Raw genomic sequence first — 20,297 nt, forward strand, 5'->3', positions numbered from 1 at the left:
CTGTGTGCGGACTGCTCGGACTACTCACCACGGACGGCACCAGCGACGACGCGGTCGCGCGCGTCGGTGCGGCCATGCACTGTCTGCGTCACCGTGGCCCCGACGAGCACGGGACCTGGCACGACGACGACCTGATCTTCGGATTCAACCGACTGTCGATCATCGACATCGAGCATTCCCACCAGCCGCTGCGATGGGGTCCGCCGGAGAACCCCGAGCGCTACGCGCTCGCCTTCAACGGCGAGATCTACAACTACCTCGAGGTGCGCGAGGAACTCGCGAAGGACCACGACGCGCAGTTCCGCACCGAGGGTGACAGTGAGGCCATCGTCGCGGCGTACCACTACTGGGGCGCCGACGCGGTCCGCCGTCTGCGCGGCATGTTCGCGTTCGCGGTCTGGGACACCGAGACCCGCGAGCTGTTCGTGGCGCGCGACCCGTTCGGCATCAAGCCGCTGTTCATCGCCACCGGCACGCACGGCTTCGCCTTCGGCAGCGAGAAGAAGAGCCTGCTCGAGCTGTCCGACGTCATCGGGATCGGCACCGAGCTCGACGCGCGCGCGACCGAGCACTACACCGTTCTGCAATACGTGCCCGAACCCGAGACGCTGCACACCGAGATCCGCCGGCTCGAGTCGGGCTGCCACGCGCGGCTGACGCCGGGCGAGGCGCCGAGGATCACGCGCTACTTCACCCCCACGTTCCCGGCGGTGCCGTTCGCCGCGGGCGCGGAGCAGTCCCGGTACCGGGAGATCGCCGAGGCGCTCGAGGATTCGGTCGCCAAGCACATGCGGGCCGACGTCACGGTCGGCTCGTTCCTCTCCGGCGGTATCGACTCCACCGCGATCGCGGCGCTGGCGATGCGCCACAATCCGAACCTGATCACCTTCACCACCGGGTTCGAGCGCGAGGGCTACTCCGAGGTCGACGTCGCCGCCGAGTCCGCCGCCGCGATCGGCGCCCGCCACGTGGTCAAGGTGGTCTCCCCCGCCGAGTTCGCGGCCGCGATCCCCGAGATCATCTGGTACCTCGACGACCCGGTCGCCGATCCGGCGCTGGTGCCGCTGTGGTTCGTCGCGAAGGAGGCCCGCAAGCACGTCAAGGTCGTGCTCTCGGGTGAGGGCGCCGACGAGTTGTTCGGCGGCTACACCATCTACCGGGAGCCGTTGTCGCTGAAGCCGTTCGACTACCTCCCGAAGCCGCTGCGCCGCGCCGCGGCGGCGCTGTCGGAGCGTATCCCGGACGGCACCCGCGGCAAGAGCCTGCTGCACCGCGGTTCGATGACGCTCGAGGAGCGCTACTACGGCAACGCGCGCAGCTTCAACGACACGCAGCTGCGCGCGGTACTGCGCGACTTCCGTCCCGAGTGGACGCACCAGGACGTCACGGCGCCGATCTACGCGCAGTCGCGGGACTGGGATCCGGTGGCGCGGATGCAGCACCTGGACCTGTTCACGTGGCTGCGCGGCGACATCCTCGTCAAGGCCGACAAGATGACGATGGCGAACTCGCTCGAGCTGCGGGTGCCGTTCCTCGATCCCGAGGTGTTCGCGGTGGCCTCGCGGGTGCCGCTCGACCAGAAGATCACGAAGACGACGACGAAGTACGCGCTGCGGCAGGCGCTCGAGGGCATCGTGCCGCCGCACGTGCTGCACCGCGCCAAGCTGGGTTTCCCGGTGCCGCTGCGGCACTGGCTCGCCGGGACCGAACTGTTCGACTGGGCGCACCAGCAGATCGCCGAGTCGGGCACCGACCACATCTTCGACAAGGCCGCCGTCAGCCGGATGCTCGACGACCATCGACAGGGCGTCTCGGATCACAGCCGTCGACTGTGGACGATTCTGTGCTTCATGGTGTGGCACGGCATCTTCGTCGAGAAGCGGATTCTCCCGCAGATCCAGGAACCGGTGTACCCCGTCAGCCTGTAGGCGCGTCGCGCCTGTGCGCCTTTCCGGGAGCGCGAGCATCCGGGAAGGCGCACAGGCGGCGCAGCCGTCTCAGGGCAGCAGGGCGGCGATCTCGTTCGCGGCGTCCTGGCCGTACGCGTCGGTCAGGCGCTTGACGGCGTCGTCCCGCTCGAACGTCCACTCCTGCGTGCCGACGGTCTCGAGGACGTACACGGCGACCAGCGAGCCGAGCTGGGCGGACCGCTCGAGGCTCAGGCCGGCGGTGTGCGCGAGCAGGAAGCCGGCGCGGAAGGCGTCGCCGACACCGGTGGGGTCGACCTTGGCCCGCTCGGGTACGACGCCGACCCGGACCCAGTTGCCGTCGGCGTCGACGATCTCGACGCCCTTGGCGCCGAGGGTGGTCACCCGCAGCCCCACCTGCGCGCGGATCTCCTCCTCCGACAGGCCGGTCTTCTGCTGCAGCAGACCCCACTCGTACTCGTTGGTGAAGAGGTACTCCGCGCCCGCGATGAGCTTCTTGGCGTCCTCCCCGGACAGCCGGGCGAGCTGCTGCGACGGGTCGGCCGCGAACGCGATGCCCAGCCGCCGGCAGTCGTCGGTGTGCCGGACCATCGCGTCGGGGTCGTTGGCGCCCACCAGCACCAGGTCCAGGCCGCCGGCCGCCTGCGCGACGTCGGCGAGATCGATCTCGCGGGCCTCGCTCATGGCGCCCGGGTAGAACGACGCGATCTGCGCCATGTCCTCGTCGGTGGTGCAGACGAAGCGGGCCGTGTACGCGCTGTCCGACACGCGCACGGCGCTGCAGTCGACGCCGTTGGATGCGAGCCAGTCGCGGTACTCGGCGAAGTCCATGCCCGCCGCCCCCACCAGTAGCGGGGATCCGCCCAGCACTCCCATCGCGTACGCGATGTTGCCGCCGACACCGCCACGCCGGATCACGAGGTCGTCGACCAGGAAGCTGAGCGAGATGTGCGCCAGCTGATCGGCCAGCAGCTGCTCGGCGAAGCGGCCCGGGAACCGCATCAGATGGTCGGTGGCGATGGATCCGGTTACCGCAATGGTCACGCGGGTGCCTTTCAGCTCGGTGGCGGGTGTCGGGTGGACGAAGGTGTCCGAAACGCAGTCTGACGCGGAGCCTGCCGCTGTGGCCGGCTCCGCGTCAGAAGCGTAGATGAAGTTGTACGGGACTCAGTTGAAGGAGTCGCCGCAGGCGCACGACCCGGTGGCGTTCGGGTTGTCGATCGTGAAGCCCTGCTTCTCGATGCTGTCGACGAAGTCGATCGACGCACCCTCGACATAGGGGGCGCTCATGCGGTCGACCGCGAGGTTGACGCCGCCGAAGTCGACGACGAGGTCACCGTCGAGCGTGCGGTCGTCGAAGAACAGCTGGTAGCGCAGACCCGCGCAACCACCGGGCTGCACGGCAATACGCAGCGCGAGGTCGTCGCGCCCCTCCTGATCGAGCAGCGCCTTCGCCTTGGAAGACGCGGCCTCGGTCATCGTGACGCCGTGCGTGGCGGTCTCGTTCTGCACAGTCATGGGCTCTCCCTGTCGCTCGTACCAAACCCGTGATCGCTTCAACGGTACTCTCCGCACTCCTATTCCTCATGTGTCGCCCCGCACTCCGCCCGGCCCGCGACGCGCGCGGTCAGCGTTTCGAGCTCGGACGCCGCCTCGGCCATCGCGCGCTCGACGGAGCCGGCGGACTCGGCGATCGAGAACGCAGCCGCGATGCCGGCGTCGTGCACCGCCTCCCGGTCCACCGCGATCTGCCCGGCGACCAGCACGATCGGCACCCCGGCCTCGGCGGCCACCCGCGCCAGCGAGGTGACGAGCTTCCCGCGCAGCGACTGGTGGTCGAACTTCCCCTCACCGGTGAGCACCAGTTGCGCCGCCGCGACCTGCCGGGCCTGGTCGGTGACCTCGGCGACGACGGCCGCGCCGGACGCGCGGACGCCGCCGAGGGCCAGGAGCGCGGCGCCGAGCCCACCGGCCGCACCCGCCCCCGCCAGGTCGGCGACGTCGCGGCCGGCGGCGGCGGCCAGTTCCGCCGCCCACGCGACGTTGCGCTGCTCGAGCACCGCCACCGCGTCGGCGTCGGCGCCCTTCTGCGGACCGAAGACCCGAGCGGCGCCGTGCTCCCCGAGGAGTGGGTGTTCGACGTCGGTGGCCGCGACCACCTCGACACCGGCGAGCCGGCTCCGCGCCCGGTCCAGGCCGCCGAGCGCGGCGACCAGCCCGCGGCCGCCGTCGGTGCAGCAGCTGCCACCGAGCCCGACGACGATTCGGCGGGCTCCGGCTGCGACTGCGGCGGCGAGCAGCTGCCCCACCCCGCGGCTGTGCGCCCGCAGTGCGGTGTCCGGGTTCGGCGGCCCACCGAGCAGCCCGAGCCCCACGGCCTGCGCGGACTCGATGTAGGCGGTGCCGTCGGCCAGGACCCAGCGCGCGACGGTCTCCGCGTCGAGCGGGCCGGCGACCCGGGAGGCCCGCCTGCCGCCGACCGTGCCGGAGATCACGTCGACGAACGCGGGCCCGCCGTCGGACTGGGGTGCGCGGACGATGTCGTCGGCCGGACGGACGGATCGCCAGCCGGCGGCCATCGCGTCGGCCGCCTGTACCGCGGTGAGGGTTTCGCCGAACGAGTCGGGGGCGATCAGCACACGCATCCGCGCAGTGTATTGCGGCCCGGCGACCTCGGCATTTCGCGCCGCGTCCTGGCGGTTCGACGGGTGGTCGGTTTCGCCACGGCGGCGGTTATCCCATAGCCTGGAGACGTGAAGCTGCTACGCCGAGGCGACTCCGACAATTCCGACAAGCGCGACGTCGAGGTCATCGAGTCGACCGCGGAGACCACCAGTGCGGCGACCGGGACCGGTGCCGCGACGCCCGGCAAGGGCCGCCCCACACCCCGGCGCCGGGACGCCGAGGCCAAGCGCCGTGGACCGGTCGCGCCCGCACCGCTGACCACCAAGGAGGCGCGGGCCCGCCGCAAGGCCACCCGCGGTTCCAAGGAGGAACGCAAGATCGCCGCGGCCGAGCGGCGCGCGGATTCCGCCGACCGCCGAGCCCGCATGCTCGCCGGCGAGGACAAGTACCTGCTGCCGCGCGACAAGGGCCCGGTCCGCGCGTACGTGCGCGACATCGTCGACAGTCGCCGCAACCTCGTGGGCCTGTTCATGCCGCTCGCGCTGATCCTGATCCTGGCGATGTTCCTGAGCCCGGTCATCCAGAGCTACGTCACGCTCGGCATGCTCGTGATGATGCTGTTCATGGCCGGCGAGGGCTACTTCCTCGGCCGCATGATCAACCGGCGGGTCCGCGAGCGTTTCCCCGACTCCGTCGACGGCGGCTTCAAGCTCGGCTGGTACGCGTTCGTGCGGGCGTCGCAGATCCGCAAGATGCGCGCCCCCAAGCCCCGCGTCGGCCCGGGCGACGCCGTCTGATCCGTCCCCCGTCGGGCCGGTCCTCGCACTGCGAGGACCGGCCCGATGCTGTTGGTAGCGTCTAACCCCGTGCTCTCCCCTGCCGCGTCCGCCCCGCATCGCACACTCGTCCTCGGCGGCGCCCGGTCCGGGAAGTCCGCGCACGCCGAGGACCTGCTCGGCGCGTCGAGCGGGCGTGCCGACGTCCGGTACGTGGCCACCGCGCGCCGGTATCCGGGCGACGCCGACTGGGACGCGCGGATCGAGCTGCACCGGCGCCGCCGGCCGGCCGACTGGACGACGGTCGAGACCGCCGACGGCGACAGCCTGATCGACCTCCTGTCGGCGGCGGGCCCCCACCCGCCGACACTCGTCGACGATCTGGGGACGTGGCTCACCGGCGAGCTCGACGACGCCGGGGCATGGGATGCGCCGCGCGGCACCGTCGCACCGCGCACCGATGCCCTCGTGGCCGCGGTCGCCGGGTTCGGCGGGCGGCTGCTGCTCGTCAGTCCCGAGGTGGGCCTGGGCGTGATTCCGGAGACCCGCGCGGGTCGCCTGTTCCGCGACGAGATCGGCGCCCTCAATTCCCGGCTGGCGACCGTGTGCGACGACGTGGTGCTCGTCGTCGCTGGGCTACCCCTGACACTCAAGTGAGCGACATTGCAATCGAAAGGCTCAGCGTGACAAGCGATCCCGTGAATCCGACGGCTCCGGACTTCGAGCCTCCCGCGCCGCCGGACGCCGACGTCCGCGCGCAGGCCCAGGCCCGGCAGCTGCTGCTCACCAAGCCGACCGGCGCCCTGGGACGGCTCGAGGAGTTGTCGGTGTGGGCGGCGGCCTGCCAGGGGGTGTGCCCGCCGCGGGTGTTCGAGCGGCCGCGGGTGGTGGTGTTCGCCGGCGACCACGGCATCGCGCGGAACGGGGTGTCGGCGTACCCGCCGGAGGTGACCGCGCAGATGGTCGCGAACATCCGCAGCGGCGGCGCCGCGGTCAACGTCCTCGCCGAGATCGCCGGCGCCGGGGTGCGGGTGGAGGACCTGGCCGTCGACGCCGACACCGATCCGTCCGTGTCGGCCTACAAGGTGCGCCGGTCCTCCGGGTCGCTCGACCGGGAGGACGCCCTCACCCACGACGAGGCGCTGCGCGCGATCGCGGCCGGCCGGGCCATCGCCGACGAGGAAGTGGACTCGGGTGCCGATCTGCTGATCGCCGGGGAAATGGGCATCGGGAACACCACCCCGGCCACCGTCCTGGTCGCCGCCCTCACCGACACCGAACCGGTCGCGGCCGTCGGCCGCGGCACCGGCATCGACGACGAGGGCTGGATGCGCAAGACCGCCGCCATCCGAGACGGGCTGCGCCGGGCGCGGCCGTACCTGCGCGACGGCGTCGGCCTGCTCCGCACGGTCGCCGGCGCGGATCTGGCCGCGATGGCCGGTTTCCTCGCGCAGGCGTCGGTGCGCCGGACCCCCGTGATCGTCGACGGTCTGGTCGTCACCGCGTCGGCGCTGGTCGCCGAGGTGCTGGCGCCCGGGGCGCGGGAGTGGTGGGTGGCCGGGCACCGGTCCACCGAACCCGCGCACACGATCGCGCTGCGCCACCTCGGACTCGATCCGATCCTGGGCCTGGACATGCGACTCGGCGAGGGGTCGGGTGCGGTCGCGGCGCTGCCGGTGCTGCAGGGCGCGGTGGCCACCTTGTCCCGGATGGCGACGTTCGACCAGGCGGGCGTGAGCAACAACGCCGCCGTCGACGGCGAGCCGGAACCGGTCTGAGCGTGCGGAACGCGGTCGCCGGGTGGGCGCTGGCCTTCTCGTGGCTGACGGTGCTGCCCGTGCGCGGGCCGGCCGACATCGGCCGTCCGGAGGGCCGCCGCGCCATCGGTGCCGCTCCCGTGGTCGGCGCGGCGCTCGGAGCGGTCGCGGCCGGGCTGCTGTGGGTGCTGCTGTGGGCCGGGCTCGACCCGGCCCTGTCCGGTCTCCTCACCGTCGGGGCGCTCGCGCTGCTCACCCGCGGCATGCACGTCGACGGCCTCGCGGACACGGCGGACGGGCTCGGCTGTTACGGCCCGCCCGAACGCGCTCGGGAGGTCATGCGCAGCGGCGGTGCCGGACCGTTCGGGGTGGCCGCGCTGGTCGTGACGATCGGGGTCGAGGCCGTCGCGCTGGGCGCCCTGGGCGCGCACGGCGCCTGGCTCGCGGCGGTGACCGCGATCGCGTCCGGCCGGGTGGCGGTCGTGTTCGCGTGCCGCCGCGGGGTGCCCGCGTCCGGCACCCGTGGCTTCGGTGCCCTCGTCGCGGATTCGCAGCCGCTGTGGGCTGCGGCGGCGTGGGCGCTGCCCCTCGTGGCCGCGGCGCTGTGGGCAGTGCCGGGACGATGGTGGCAGGGCCCGGTCGTGATCGCCGTCGCGCTCGCGGGCGCGGCGCTCCTGGTTCGGCACTGCGTACGCCGCTTCGACGGCGTCAACGGCGACGTCCTGGGCGCCGCCCTCGAGTTCACGGTCGCGGCGACCGCGGTCGGGTTCCTACTCGGGAGCTGACGCCGGTACCCGTACGGGCGTCTGTCCTACGCAACGCTCTCGGGCCCCTCCGCAGGTGCGAAGGGGCCCGAGGTCGGTGAACAGGTGCGCTCAGCGCAGCTTGGTCATCCATTCGTGAGTGTCGGCGAAGGTGCCGCGCTGGATGCCGGTGAGGGTGTCACGAAGCGCCATCGTGATCTTGCCGGGCTCGCCGTCGGCGATCGTGAACTCGCCCTCGGCGGACTTCACGCGGCCGACCGGCGTGATGACCGCGGCCGTGCCGCACGCGAACACCTCGGTGATCTCGCCGGACGCGGCCTTCTCCCGCCACTCGTCGGTGCTGATCTTGCGCTCCTCGACGGCGAAACCGGCGTCGGTCGCGAGGGCCAGCAGGGAGTTGCGGGTGATACCCGGCAGCAGCGACCCGGACAGCGCCGGCGTCACCAGGCGCGCATCGGGACCCGAGCCGAAGACGAAGAACAGGTTCATCCCGCCCATCTCCTCGACGTACTTGCGCTCGGTCGCGTCGAGCCACACCACCTGGTCGCAGCCCTCGTCGGACGCCTGCGCCTGCGCGAGCAACGAGGCCGCGTAGTTGCCGGCGAACTTGGCCGCGCCCGTGCCGCCCGGCGCGGCGCGCACGTACTCACGCGAGAGCCACACGCTCACCGGCTTGACGCCGCGCGGGAAGTAGGCGCCGGCCGGCGAGGCGATGAGCAGGTAGCGGTACTCCTTGGCGGGACGCACCCCCAGCCCGGCCTCGGTGGAGAACATGAACGGGCGCAGGTACAACGAGTCCTCGCCGCCGGCCGCGGGGATCCAGGCCTCGTCGACGTCGAGCAGCGCCTCGATCGATCCGACGAACAACTCGTCGGGCAGCTCGGGCATCGCGAGCCGGCGCGCGGACTGGCGCAACCGCTCGGCGTTCGCCGTCAGCCGGAACGACGCGATGCCACCGTCGGGCTGGCGGTACGCCTTGAGTCCCTCGAAGATGGCCTGACCGTAGTGCAGCACCATGCCGGCCGGATCGAGCTGGATCGGGCCGTAGGGCAACACCTCGGCGTCGTGCCAACCGCGGCCCTCGGTGTACAGGATCGACACCATGTGATCGGTGAAGTACCGACCGAATCCGGGCGCCGCCAGAATCTCTCGCCGCGCCTCTTCGGTCGCGGGAGAAGGATGCGGGGTGCGCGCGAATTCGAGGCCGTCTGTCATAAGCGGTGATCCTATCTAAACGAGTTTCGCCGCTTTTTCCCTGGTACCGAGCATTACTTGGTGTGGACCGGCACGAACGGCGGCGTGACGACCTCGCAACGGAGGGTACGCCCGCGGACGTCGACGGTGACCTCGTCGCCCGCCGCGACACCGGCCGCGGTGTCCAGCAATGCCAGCGCGATCCCGACCTTGAGGGACGGCGAGAACGTGCCCGACGTGGTCTCGCCGATCGCGGCGCCGTCCTTCGACACGGTCTGCCCCTGCCGCAGGACGCCGCGGTCGAGCGCCTTGATCCCCCACATGCGCCGGGCGGGGCCGGCGGCCTTCTCGGCGGTGAGGGCCTCGCGTCCCCAGAACTGCGGCTTGGACCAGCCGACGGCCCATCCACAGCGCGCCTGCAGCGGGGAGATGTCCAGCGAGAGCTCGTGCCCGTGCAGCGGGTACCCCGCCTCGGTGCGCAGAGTGTCGCGCGCGCCCAGCCCCGCGGCCTGTCCGCCGTGCGCGCGGACCGCGTCGAGCAGCGCCCGGAACACCGGCTCGCCGTCCTCCCACCGCGGCAACAGCTCGTAACCGCGCTCGCCGGTGTAACCGCTGCGGCACACCCGCACCGGCCTCCCGTCCCACTCGGCGTCCACGAATCCCATGTACTCGATGTCGCTCGGCAGCCCCAGCGCCGCCAGCACGTCCGCCGACCGCGGGCCCTGCACCGCGAACACCGCGTAGGCGCGGTGCTGGTCGGTGATCGCCAGGCCCGCCGGGGCGGCCGCCTGCAGCCGCGCGACGACATCGGCGGTGTTGGCCGCGTTCGGCACCAGGAACACCTCGTCGGCGCCGACGTAGTAGGCGATCAGGTCGTCGACGACACCGCCGGTCTCGGTGCAGCACAATGTGTACTGCGCCTGGCCGGGTCCGATCCGGCCGAGGTCGGCGGTGAGGGTGGCGTTGACGAATTCCGCCGCGCCCGCCCCCGCGACCAGTGCCTTGCCGAGGTGGCTGACGTCGAACAGGCCGACCGTCTCCCGCACCGCGGTGTGCTCGGCGACGGTGCCCGCGTACGAGACCGGCATCTCCCATCCGCCGAACGGCGCGAAGGTGGCACCGAGCTCGACGTGAACGGAGTGGATGGGGCCCTGCAGCAGCTGCTCGTCGCTCATGGGGCAACAACCTAGTGCACGACGGCGCGGACCTCGGCACGTCGATCCGGGCACTAGCATCGGGTTTCGGCCCTTACTTCCCTATCGCCGTGCAGGAGACGCCCGTGCCCGCAACCTCTTCCCTCAACCGCCCCCTGGGACCCGAGCTGGCGCTCGCCGGTTCACTCGGCCGGCGGGTCGACGTCCTCGTGATCGGTCTCACGGCCGGTCCCGACGGCCCCGAAGCGCTCCTCGGCGCCGGGGTGGACGAGGAGGTGCTGGCGGGGCTGCTCGACGACCTGCAGTCGGTCGGCGCGACCGGCAAGGCGGAGGAGCTCACCCGCGTGCCCGCGCCGGCGGAGCTGCGGGTGTCGAGCGTGCTCGCCGTCGGTCTCGGCGCCGCCGACAGGATCGACGCCGAGCAGGTCCGCAAGTCCGCCGGTGTCGCGGCCCGGGCACTGTCCGGCGTCGCGACGGCCGCGACGACGCTGGCCGGGGTGGATCTCGGCGCGGCGGCGGAGGGCTTCTACCTCGGCGCGTACACGTTCGACGAGTTCAAGGCCAAGTCCGCGCCCGGCGCCGATGCGCGCCCGCTCGGCCGCGTCGAACTGCTGGTCGAGGCGCCGCGCGCCAAGGCGACGAAGGAGGCGCTCAACCGTTCGGTTGCGATCGCCGAGGCCGTCGCCACCGCCCGCGAACTCGTCAACACCCCGCCCAGCCACCTGTTCCCGGCGGAGTTCGCCGCCCGCGCCAAGGCACTGGGCACCGCGGCGGGCCTCACCGTCAAGGTGCTCGACGAGAAGGCGCTCGTGAAGGCCGGCTTCGGCGGCATCGTCGGCGTGGGGCAGGGCTCGTCGCGGCCGCCGCGGCTGGTGCAGATGTCGTACTCGTCCGGCCGCCGTCGCGGGGTCAAGAAGGTCGCGCTGGTCGGCAAGGGCATCACGTTCGACACCGGCGGCATCTCCATCAAGCCGGCCGCCGGCATGGAGAACATGACCTCCGACATGGGCGGTGCCGCGGCAGTGGTCGCCACCGTCGTGCTGGCCGCCAAGCTGGGCGTGCCGGTCGACGTCACCGCGTGGGTGCCGATGGCGGAGAACATGCCGTCCGCGACCGCGCAGCGCCCCGGCGACGTGCTGACGCAGTACGGCGGCACCACCGTCGAAGTCATCAACACCGACGCCGAGGGCCGCCTCGTCCTGGCGGACGCGATCGTGCGCGCCTGCGAGGACGGTCCCGACTACCTGATCGACACCGCGACGCTGACCGGCGCGCAGATGGTCGCGCTCGGTAACCGCACCCCCGGTGTCATGGGCACCGACGAGTTCCGCGATCGGGTCGCGGCGATCTCGCAGGAGATCGGCGAGAACGCCTGGCCGATGCCGCTGCCGGCCGAGCTGCGCGGCGACCTGAACTCGCGGGTCGCGGACCTGGCGAACGTCACCCCGCACCGCTGGGGCGGCATGCTGGCGGCCGCGATCTTCCTGAAGGAGTTCGTCGCCGACGGCGTGCAGTGGGCACACATCGATGTCGCCGGTCCGGCGTTCAACACCGGCGGCCCGTTCGGTTACACCGGCAAGGGCGGCACCGGTGTCCCGGTCCGGACGATGATCTCGGTGATCGAGGACATCGCCGCCAACGGTTAGGCGCCTCGCGCCCGTGCGCCTTTCCGGTACCTCCGGCTACTGGAAAGACGCACGGGTAGGCGCGGCCGCCCTAGTCGTGATCGCGCTGCAGCAGCTCCCGCTGCCGCTCGCGTTTGCGCTCGATGCGGCGACGGTTGTCGTAGTCCCGCATCCGTTGCGGATAGCCGGTCTTGCGGACGTCGTAGACGGGAATCTTCAACTCCTGACCCAGCCGGCGCGCGCCGCGCTCGCCGCCCACCTTGCGACGGGTCCACTCACCGTCGGCCGCCACGAGCACGACGGTCAGTTCCGTCACCGTGGTCTGCGGCTCGATATAGGCCTCGACACCGTAGTGCGAGCGCGCCCAGTCCGCGAGATGTCGCGCGTCGGACGGCGCGGCGGTAGCCCCCCGCGACCTGCCGCGCGTGAACCGGTCGAACAACCCCACCTGAACTCTCCTCCCTGAGCGCCTCGGACCGCTCCGCGGCGATCTGACCGATTTTGCCAGCCGCCGTCGTCCGCGACGAGGGAAATGCACATGACACGCCCCTCGCACGACGCGCTCAGAGCATCAATGAAAGGATGGGCGCAGCGCGCCGCACGACGGGTCCGAAGCGCAGCACACCGCCGGAGTGAGGCGCCTCGGAAACGTCGTACAACGCCGCCGGAACCGTGCTTGCCGAGCACAATGGTTTTCGACCACAAGTCGACAAAACTCAACAACCCGAACACAACTGTCGAGGAGTCAAAAGAAATGGCCTTCTCCGTCCAGATGCCAGCCCTTGGTGAGTCCGTCACCGAGGGAACTGTCACGCGGTGGCTCAAGCAGGAAGGGGACACGGTCGAAGTAGACGAGCCGCTGCTCGAAGTCTCCACCGACAAGGTCGACACCGAGATCCCGTCCCCGGCCGCCGGCGTTCTGACGAAGATCGTCGCGCAGGAGGACGACGTCGTCGAGATCGGTGGCGAGCTGGCTGTGATCGGTGATGCCGGCGAGGCTCCCGCTGCCGAGCCCGAGGCCGAGTCCGCTCCCGCTGCCGAAGAGGCACCCGCCGCCGAAGAAGCACCGGCTCCCGCCGCCGAGGCTGCACCGGCCCCCGCCGCTGCTGCGCCCGCGTCCGCCGGTTCCACCGACGGCACCCCCGTCACGATGCCCGAGCTCGGTGAGTCCGTCACCGAGGGCACCGTCACGCGCTGGCTGAAGGCCGTGGGCGACGAGGTCGCCGTCGACGAGCCGCTCCTCGAGGTCTCCACCGACAAGGTCGACACCGAGATCCCGTCCCCCGTCGCCGGTGTGCTGCTCGAGATCACCGCGCAGGAGGACGACGTCGTCGACGTGGGTGGCCAGCTGGCCGTCGTCGGCTCCGGCGCGCCCGCCGCCGAGGCTCCCGCACCCGAGCCCACCCCCGAGCCCGAGCCCGAGCCCACCCCCGAGCCCGAGCCCACGCCCGAACCCGAGCCTGCCCCGGCCGCACCCGCGGCCGCTGCTCCGGCACCCGCTCCCGCTCCGGCCGCACCGGCCGCCGCGGCAGCTCCCGCTCCGTCGACGGACGCCACCCCGTACGTCACGCCGCTGGTCCGCAAGCTCGCGTCGGACAACAACGTCGACCTGTCGAAGGTGACCGGCACCGGTGTCGGTGGCCGCATCCGCAAGCAGGACGTGCTGGCTGCCGCCGAGGCCGCCAAGGCTCCCGCCGCCGCTGCCCCCGCCGCCGCTGCGCCGGCCGCCGCCGCCCCGGCTCCGGCCGCGACCGCCGGTGTCCGCCCCGAGCTGGCCCACCTGCGCGGGACGACGCAGAAGGCCAACCGCATCCGCCAGATCACCGCGACCAAGACGCGGGAGTCGCTGCAGACCACCGCGCAGCTGACCCAGACCTTCGAGGTCGACGTCACCCGGATCGCGGCCCTGCGGGCGAAGGCCAAGGCCGACTTCGCCGAGCGCGAGGGCGTCAACCTGACCTTCCTGCCGTTCTTCGCCAAGGCCGTCGTCGAGGCGCTCAAGGTTCACCCCAACGTGAACGCGAGCTACAACGAGGACAGCAAGGAGATCACCTACCACGCTGCCGAGCACCTGGGCATCGCGGTCGACACCGAGCAGGGTCTGCTCTCCCCGGTGATCCACAACGCCGGTGACCTGTCGCTGGCCGGCCTGGCCCGTGCGATCGCCGACATCGCCAAGCGTGCCCGCTCCGGTGGCCTCAAGCCGGACGAGCTGGCCGGTGGCACGTTCACGATCACCAACATCGGCAGCCAGGGCGCGCTGTTCGACACCCCGATCCTGGTGCCGCCGCAGGCGGCGATGCTGGGCACCGGCGCGATCGTCAAGCGTCCGGTCGTGGTCCAGGACGAGAACGGCAACGAGTCCATCGGCGTCCGCTCGATGTGCTACCTGCCGCTCACCTACGACCACCGCCTGGTCGACGGGGCCGATGCGGGTCGCTTCCTGACCACCATCAAGCAGCGCCTCGAGGAGGCGTCGTTCGAGGCCGATCTGGGTCTGTAAGGTCCGCCGGATCGCGCCGTGAGCCGCCGCCGAGGGGCACCATCTCCGTGAGGGATGGTGCCCCTCGGCGTTTCGAAACGAGGAGGGTGACATGCGTGTCGTCGTTGCCGGATCGTCCGGTCTGATCGGGAGTGCGCTCGTCGCGTCGCTGCGGAGCGGCGGCCACGAGGTGACCCGCCTCGTCCGCCACCCGGCGACCGCGCCCGACGAACGGCAGTGGACACCGGAGGCAGGAGTGGTGGACGGCGAGGTCCTGCGCGGCGCCGACGCCGTCGTCAACCTGTGCGGGGCCGGGATCGGCGACAAGCGCTGGTCGGGCGCGTACAAGCAGGCCATCCGCGACAGCCGGCTCACCACCACCGACGTGCTCGCGCACGCGGTCGCCGAGACCGGGGTGCCGGTCCTGGTCAACGGCAGCGCCGTCGGCTACTACGGCGACACCGGCGACCGGATCGTCGACGAGCGGTCGCCGTCCGGTGGCGGCTTCCTGGCCCAGGTGTGTCGGGACTGGGAAGCCGCAACCGATCCCGCCCGCGCCGCCGGAGTCCGGACCGTCACGCTCCGGACCGCGACGGTGCTGGCCCCCGAGGGCGGCATGCTCGGACGGCTGCGCCCCCTCTACCGACTCGGCCTCGGCGGCCGACTCGGCGACGGGCGCCAGTACATGTCGTGGATCTCGCTCGTCGACGAGGTGGCCGCGATCGAGTTCGCGCTCACCCACGACACCGTCCGCGGCGCGGTGAACCTGTGCGCGCCCGAACCCGTCACCAATGCACGGTTCAACGACGCGATGGGCCGCGTGGCGCACCGCCCGGCGCCGTGGAAGGTTCCCGGGTTCGCGGTGTCCGCGCTGATCGGCGAGTTCGCTCAGGAAGCGGTGCTGACGGGTCAGCGGGCCGTGCCGTCCGTCCTCGAACAGGCCGGGTTCGACTTCCGTCACGCCGCGATCGACGACGCCCTCGCATACGCGTTCGGGCGGTGACGGACCGCCGGGTCGGCGGGCGTACCGTCTAGCGCATGAGCAGTGTTTTCCCGGCGGCGACCGGATCGGCCCGATCCAGCGCCCTGCCGATGTCCGTCGAACACCTCGGCTGCATCGACTACATGGAGGCGTGGGAGCACCAGCGCGCCCTCGCCGCCGCCCGCGCCGACGACCGCGGCGCGGACACCCTGCTCCTGCTCGAGCATCCCGCCGTCTACACCGCCGGGCGCCGCACGGCCCCCGAGGATCGGCCCGTCGACGGCACCCCGGTCATCGATGTCGACCGCGGCGGCAAGATCACGTGGCACGGCCCCGGACAGCTCGTCGGATACCCGATCGTCAAGCTCGCCGAACCCGTCGACGTCGTCAGCTACGTTCGCCGGATCGAGCAGGCGCTCATCGCCGTGTGCACCGATCTGGGCCTCACGTGCGGCCGCGTCGAGGGACGCTCCGGCGTGTGGCTCCCGGCCGCGCTGTCGGACGGCCGCCGGCTACCGGAACGCAAGGTCGCGGCGATCGGCGTCCGGGTCCAGCGCGGCGTCACGCTGCACGGGTTCGCGCTCAACTGCAACGCCGCCCTCGACGGTTTCGACAACATCGTCCCGTGCGGCATCAAGGACGCCGGCGTCACCACGCTGTCGCGGGAACTCGGCCGCGACGTCACGGTCGAGGAGGTCGCGCCGTCGGTCACCGCCGCGGTCCTGGAGGCACTCGACGGTCGCCTCCCGGTGACCGTCCACGACATCGAACGGGTGGCGCCGGCCCCCGCCGCGGCGTCCCGCCCGGAGGCCGACGAGCGCACCCCCGAGTTCACCACCGTCCGGTTCGGCTGAGGCCCGTCCCCGCACCGGAACGAGAGGTTCGGTCAGGCGTACGATCGACGGCGTGACTGTCGCCCCAGAAGGACGGAAGCTGCTCCGCATCGAGATCCGAAACGCGGAAACGCCGATCGAACGCAAGCCCAATTGGATCCGGACCCGCGCGAAGATGGGCCCCGAGTACACCGAGCTCAAGGGCCTGGTCAAGAACGAGGGTCTGCACACGGTCTGCGAGGAAGCCGGCTGTCCCAACATCTACGAATGCTGGGAGGACCGGGAGGCGACGTTCCTCATCGGCGGCGAGCAGTGCACCCGCCGCTGCGACTTCTGCCAGATCGACACCGGCAAGCCCACCGACCTCGACCGTGACGAGCCCCGGCGCGTCGCCGAGAGCGTCAAGGCGATGGGCCTGCGGTACTCGACGATCACCGGCGTCGCCCGCGACGATCTGCCCGACGGCGGTGCGTGGCTGTATGCCGAGACCGTCCGCCAGATCCACGCCCTCAACCCCGGGACCGGCGTCGAGAACCTGGTGCCGGACTTCAACGGCAAGCCGGACCTGCTGGCCGAGGTGTTCGAGTCGCGTCCGGAGGTGCTGGCCCACAATCTCGAGACCGTGCCGCGCATCTTCAAGCGGATCCGTCCGGCGTTCCGCTACGAGCGCTCACTCGGCGTCCTCACGGCCGCCCGCGACTTCGGGCTGGTCACCAAGTCCAACCTGATCCTCGGGATGGGTGAGACTCCGGAGGAGGTGCACCAGGCGATGGTGGACCTGCACGAGGCCGGATGCGACATCATCACCATCACCCAGTACCTGCGTCCGTCGCCGCGGCACCACCCGGTGGAGCGGTGGGTCAAGCCGGAGGAGTTCGTCGAGCACTCGCAGGCGGCCGAGGAGATCGGGTTCGCGGGCGTCATGGCGGGGCCGCTGGTCCGTTCGTCCTACCGCGCCGGCCGCCTGTACGCGCAGGCCATGGCGCACCACGGCCGGCCACTCCCCGAAGGCCAGGCACATCTCGCCGAGGAGGGCAGCGCCTCGCAGGAGGCCAGCTCGGTGCTCGAGCGTCTGGCCGCCCGCGCCTGACGTGCCGTGCAGGCTCACCGCGCGCGCGATAGTGCGCGGTGAGCGTCGTATCCTGTGAGGTATGGCGAACGGCAGTAAGTCCGGAAAAGCGGGCAAACCCAGCAAGGAAGCGAAGGCTGCGGCGAAGGCGGCCCGCAAGCAGGCATCGAAGGAACGCCGGACTCAGCTCTGGCAGGCGTTCCAGATGCAGCGCAAGGAAGACAAGCTGCTGCTGCCGCTGATCATCGGCGCCGTCGTGGCGAGCGCGGTCGTGTTCTTCCTCATCGGCCTGATCTTCGGCATCCAATGGTTCCTGTTGCCGATCGGTCTCCTCATCGGCGTGCTGCTCGGTTTCATCATCTTCGGCAAGCGCGTCCAGAAGACCGTCTACGGCAAGGCCGAGGGACAGGCGGGCGCCGCGGCGTGGGCGCTCGAGAACATGCAGGGCGCGTGGCGCGTGACCAGTGCCGTCGCCAGCACCACCCAGCTGGACGCGGTGCACCGGGTGATCGGTCGCCCCGGTGTCGTCCTGGTGGCCGAGGGTTCGCCGCAGCGCGTCAAGGGCCTGCTCGCGCAGGAGAAGAAGAAGACCGCTCGCCTGGTCGGCGACACCCCGATCTACGACTTCGTGGTCGGCAACGGCGAGGGCCAGGTGCCGCTGTCGCAGCTCACCAAGCAGCTGAACAAGCTCCCGCGCAACATCGACACCAAGCGCATGGATTCCATCGAGTCGCGGCTCGCGGCCATCAGCGGCCGCACCGGCGCCGCGATGCCCAAGGGTCCGCTGCCGCCCGGCGCAAAGATGAAGGGCATGCAGCGCACCATCCGTCGCCGCTGACCCTCCCCCGCTCCGACCGAATGTCACATCGGTTCAGTCCGACTGAACCGATGTGACATTCGGCTTTCCGGGGGGAAGGGCTCAGCGGACGCGGACCAGTCCGGTGCCGGTCGCGCGGTCGTGCATGCCGCGGCCGTCGACGTCGGTGATGACGGCCGGGACGATGAACGCCATGAGTGCCTGCCGGCCGAGGGCTCGCAGCACGCCCACCCGGGCGGGCGCGTCGACCCGGGCGACCTGCAGGCCCAGCATGTACTGGCCGGGCGTGAACGAGAACAGCGAAACGCACACCACGCCGACGGCGAACCACAGCATCATCGTGTAGGTGCCGAGCCGGGAGTTCTCGAGCGGTGCCTCGCCGATGAGCAACATGACGACGCCCGCCGCGGACAGCCAGTCGACGGCGAGGGCGGCGACGCGTCGCCCGGTGCCGGCGAGCGATCCGGGACCGTCGGCCGGCAGCCCGAGTAGCTCACCTCGATACGCCTGCGCCTTGGTCTGATCCTTCGGCAGTGCCGCGGAGGGGCCGGACAGCCAGGAACCGGTCATTCTTGCCATGGGTCCAGGATAGGCGTCGACCTGCCGCACGAGGCCGGTGCAGCCGCCTCGGTGCCGCTCGTCACACCCGCCGGCCAGTGGGAATGGTCACATTCACCCAGGGTACGGCCCCCGAACACCGACGCGTAACACCGGCGAAACATAGGCTTGATTAGCGGGCAACACCGGCTATCTACCGTCTTGCCTCGACGAAACCGCCGTAACCCGACCGGCTGGTAACCGAATGAAGGAGCACCAACGTGGCTTTCTCCACGGCCGAAGAGGTCATCAAGTACATCGCCGATGAGAACGTCGAGTTCGTCGACATTCGCTTCAGCGACCTGCCGGGCGTCCAGCAGCACTTCTCCATCCCGGCGTCCGCCTTCAACCAGGACGTGTTCGAGGACGGCCTGGCGTTCGACGGTTCCTCGGTGCGCGGTTTCCAGTCCATCCACGAGTCGGACATGATGCTGCTGCCCGACGTCGCGACGGCGCGGATCGATCCGTTCCGCAAGGCTCGTACGCTGAACATCGACTTCTTCGTCCACGATCCGTTCACCCGCGAGGCGTACAGCCGCGACCCGCGCAACGTCGCCCGCAAGGCCGAGGAGTACCTGAAGTCGACCGGCATCGCCGACACCGCCTTCTTCGGTGCCGAGGCCGAGTTCTACATCTTCGACAACGTCTCCTACGACTCGACGATGAACGGCGCGTTCTACGAGCTCGATTCCATCTCGGGCGCGTGGAACACCGGCAACGACCGCAACGCGGACGGCAGCCCCAACCTCGGTTACAAGGTGCGCGCCAAGGGCGGCTACTTCCCGGTCGCGCCGTACGACCACTACGTCGACCTGCGCGACGACATCTCCCGGAACCTGCAGAACGCGGGCTTCGAGCTCGAGCGCGGCCACCACGAGGTGGGCACCGGCGGCCAGCAGGAGATCAACTACAAGTTCAACACGCTGCTCGCGGCGGCGGACGACCTGCAGCTGTTCAAGTACATCGTGAAGAACACCGCGTGGCAGCACGGCAAGTCGGCCACCTTCATGCCGAAGCCGCTCTTCGGTGACAACGGCTCGGGCATGCACGTGCACCAGTCGCTGTGGAAGGACGGCAAGCCGCTGTTCCACGACGAGGCCGGCTACGCGGGCCTGTCGGACATCGCCCGCTGGTACATCGGCGGCATCCTGCACCACGCGCCGTCGCTGCTGGCGTTCACGAACCCGACGATCAACTCGTACCACCGTCTGGTGCCGGGCTACGAGGCGCCGATCAACCTGGTCTACAGCCAGCGCAACCGCTCGGCCGCCGTCCGTATCCCGATCACGGGCAACAACCCGAAGGCCAAGCGCATCGAGTTCCGCGCGCCGGACTCCTCGGGCAACCCGTACCTGAACTTCGCGGCTCAGATGATGGCCGGCCTGGACGGCATCAAGAACAAGATCGAGCCGATGGCTCCGGTCGACAAGGACCTGTACGAGCTGCCGCCGGAGGAGGCCCGCAACATCCCGCAGGCCCCCACCAGCCTGTCGGCCGTCATCGACCGCCTCGAGCAGGATCACGACTACCTCACCGAGGGCGGCGTGTTCACGTCCGACCTGATCGAGACCTGGATCTCGCTCAAGCGTGAGCAGGAGATCGCGCCGGTCAACCTGCGTCCGCACCCGTACGAGTTCTCGCTGTACTACGACTGCTGAGTCGAGCGCGACACGGCAACGAGCCCGTCACTCCGA

General features: G+C 71.0%; 19 protein-coding genes. 12 read left to right on the plus strand and 7 right to left on the minus strand.

Annotated features, from left to right (window positions below; translation table 11 throughout):
• The first annotated feature begins 2 nt into the window (after positions 1 to 2).
• Complete coding sequence (asnB, locus tag E7742_RS10040) at positions 3 to 1,928, plus strand: asparagine synthase (glutamine-hydrolyzing) (protein WP_137798820.1); 1,926 nt, start codon at positions 3 to 5, stop codon at positions 1,926 to 1,928.
• 69 nt (positions 1,929 to 1,997) lie between these two features.
• Here the strand turns inward: asnB and E7742_RS10045 are convergent, their stop codons facing one another.
• From E7742_RS10045 to E7742_RS10055, 3 genes are all read right to left on the minus strand, one after another.
• Entirely contained in the window at positions 1,998 to 2,972 is a 975-nt protein-coding gene (locus tag E7742_RS10045) for a carbohydrate kinase family protein (RefSeq protein WP_137798821.1), read from the minus strand.
• Positions 2,973 to 3,095: 123 nt separating this feature from the next.
• The gene (locus E7742_RS10050; RefSeq protein WP_137798822.1) at positions 3,096 to 3,446 is read right to left on the minus strand and encodes a HesB/IscA family protein; all 351 of its coding nucleotides are present in this window, start codon (positions 3,444 to 3,446) and stop codon (positions 3,096 to 3,098) included.
• A gap of 59 nt (positions 3,447 to 3,505) precedes the next feature.
• The gene (locus tag E7742_RS10055; RefSeq protein WP_137798823.1) at positions 3,506 to 4,573 is read right to left on the minus strand and encodes a glycerate kinase family protein; all 1,068 of its coding nucleotides are present in this window, start codon (positions 4,571 to 4,573) and stop codon (positions 3,506 to 3,508) included.
• A gap of 108 nt (positions 4,574 to 4,681) precedes the next feature.
• Between E7742_RS10055 and E7742_RS10060 the strand changes: the two genes are divergently transcribed.
• The 4 genes from E7742_RS10060 to E7742_RS10075 are packed head-to-tail and all read left to right on the plus strand — an operon-like array spanning position 4,682 to position 7,871.
• On the plus strand, positions 4,682 to 5,350 hold the full coding sequence (locus tag E7742_RS10060; protein ID WP_137798824.1) for a DUF3043 domain-containing protein: 669 nt from the start codon (positions 4,682 to 4,684) through the stop codon (positions 5,348 to 5,350).
• A gap of 45 nt (positions 5,351 to 5,395) precedes the next feature.
• Positions 5,396 to 5,986 (plus strand): bifunctional adenosylcobinamide kinase/adenosylcobinamide-phosphate guanylyltransferase, encoded by a 591-nt coding sequence (locus E7742_RS10065; protein ID WP_137798825.1) that lies wholly within the window; start codon positions 5,396 to 5,398, stop codon positions 5,984 to 5,986.
• A 26-nt stretch (positions 5,987 to 6,012) separates the two neighbouring features.
• Positions 6,013 to 7,107 carry a nicotinate-nucleotide--dimethylbenzimidazole phosphoribosyltransferase gene (gene cobT, locus E7742_RS10070; protein ID WP_137798826.1) on the plus strand — a complete coding sequence of 365 codons (1,095 nt, stop codon included), beginning with the start codon at positions 6,013 to 6,015 and terminating at the stop codon, positions 7,105 to 7,107.
• Positions 7,108 to 7,109: 2 nt separating this feature from the next.
• Positions 7,110 to 7,871: an adenosylcobinamide-GDP ribazoletransferase gene (locus tag E7742_RS10075; RefSeq protein ID WP_137798827.1), complete on the plus strand. Its 762-nt coding sequence runs from the start codon at positions 7,110 to 7,112 to the stop codon at positions 7,869 to 7,871.
• Positions 7,872 to 7,961: 90 nt separating this feature from the next.
• Here the strand turns inward: E7742_RS10075 and E7742_RS10080 are convergent, their stop codons facing one another.
• The gene (locus tag E7742_RS10080; protein WP_137798828.1) at positions 7,962 to 9,065 is read right to left on the minus strand and encodes a branched-chain amino acid aminotransferase; all 1,104 of its coding nucleotides are present in this window, start codon (positions 9,063 to 9,065) and stop codon (positions 7,962 to 7,964) included.
• 53 nt (positions 9,066 to 9,118) lie between these two features.
• Positions 9,119 to 10,219 (minus strand): glycine cleavage system aminomethyltransferase GcvT, encoded by a 1,101-nt coding sequence (gcvT, locus tag E7742_RS10085; protein ID WP_137798829.1) that lies wholly within the window; start codon positions 10,217 to 10,219, stop codon positions 9,119 to 9,121.
• Positions 10,220 to 10,323: 104 nt separating this feature from the next.
• Here gcvT and E7742_RS10090 point away from each other — a divergent pair, with 104 nt between their 5' ends.
• Positions 10,324 to 11,844, plus strand: coding sequence for a leucyl aminopeptidase (locus E7742_RS10090; protein ID WP_137798830.1), 1,521 nt, complete (start codon positions 10,324 to 10,326; stop codon positions 11,842 to 11,844).
• 70 nt (positions 11,845 to 11,914) lie between these two features.
• Here the strand turns inward: E7742_RS10090 and E7742_RS10095 are convergent, their stop codons facing one another.
• Positions 11,915 to 12,271: an oxidoreductase gene (locus tag E7742_RS10095; RefSeq protein WP_137798831.1), complete on the minus strand. Its 357-nt coding sequence runs from the start codon at positions 12,269 to 12,271 to the stop codon at positions 11,915 to 11,917.
• Between the two features lie 306 nt (positions 12,272 to 12,577).
• On the opposite strand from E7742_RS10095, the gene sucB reads away from it, so the two are divergent.
• The 5 genes from sucB (at position 12,578) to E7742_RS10120 (ending at position 18,027) form a co-directional block, all read left to right on the plus strand.
• The gene (gene sucB / locus E7742_RS10100; RefSeq protein ID WP_137798832.1) at positions 12,578 to 14,326 is read left to right on the plus strand and encodes a 2-oxoglutarate dehydrogenase, E2 component, dihydrolipoamide succinyltransferase; all 1,749 of its coding nucleotides are present in this window, start codon (positions 12,578 to 12,580) and stop codon (positions 14,324 to 14,326) included.
• A gap of 91 nt (positions 14,327 to 14,417) precedes the next feature.
• Positions 14,418 to 15,308, plus strand: a complete 891-nt coding sequence (locus E7742_RS10105) for a TIGR01777 family oxidoreductase (RefSeq protein ID WP_137798833.1) — start codon at positions 14,418 to 14,420, stop codon at positions 15,306 to 15,308.
• A 35-nt stretch (positions 15,309 to 15,343) separates the two neighbouring features.
• A complete protein-coding gene (gene lipB, locus E7742_RS10110) occupies positions 15,344 to 16,141 on the plus strand; it encodes a lipoyl(octanoyl) transferase LipB (protein ID WP_137798834.1) in 798 nt (265 codons plus the stop codon).
• Positions 16,142 to 16,193: 52 nt separating this feature from the next.
• Entirely contained in the window at positions 16,194 to 17,210 is a 1,017-nt protein-coding gene (gene lipA / locus E7742_RS10115) for a lipoyl synthase (RefSeq protein ID WP_137798835.1), read from the plus strand.
• Positions 17,211 to 17,271: 61 nt separating this feature from the next.
• Complete coding sequence (locus E7742_RS10120; RefSeq protein ID WP_137798836.1) at positions 17,272 to 18,027, plus strand: DUF4191 domain-containing protein; 756 nt, start codon at positions 17,272 to 17,274, stop codon at positions 18,025 to 18,027.
• A gap of 81 nt (positions 18,028 to 18,108) precedes the next feature.
• Here the strand turns inward: E7742_RS10120 and E7742_RS10125 are convergent, their stop codons facing one another.
• Positions 18,109 to 18,585, minus strand: a complete 477-nt coding sequence (locus E7742_RS10125) for an RDD family protein (RefSeq protein ID WP_137798837.1) — start codon at positions 18,583 to 18,585, stop codon at positions 18,109 to 18,111.
• Between the two features lie 239 nt (positions 18,586 to 18,824).
• On the opposite strand from E7742_RS10125, the gene glnA reads away from it, so the two are divergent.
• A complete protein-coding gene (gene glnA / locus E7742_RS10130; protein WP_137798838.1) occupies positions 18,825 to 20,261 on the plus strand; it encodes a type I glutamate--ammonia ligase in 1,437 nt (478 codons plus the stop codon).
• Positions 20,262 to 20,297 lie beyond the last annotated feature (36 nt).

It is taken from the genome of Rhodococcus sp. SGAir0479, from assembly GCF_005484805.1.
Classification (GTDB): Bacteria; Actinomycetota; Actinomycetes; order Mycobacteriales; family Mycobacteriaceae; genus Prescottella.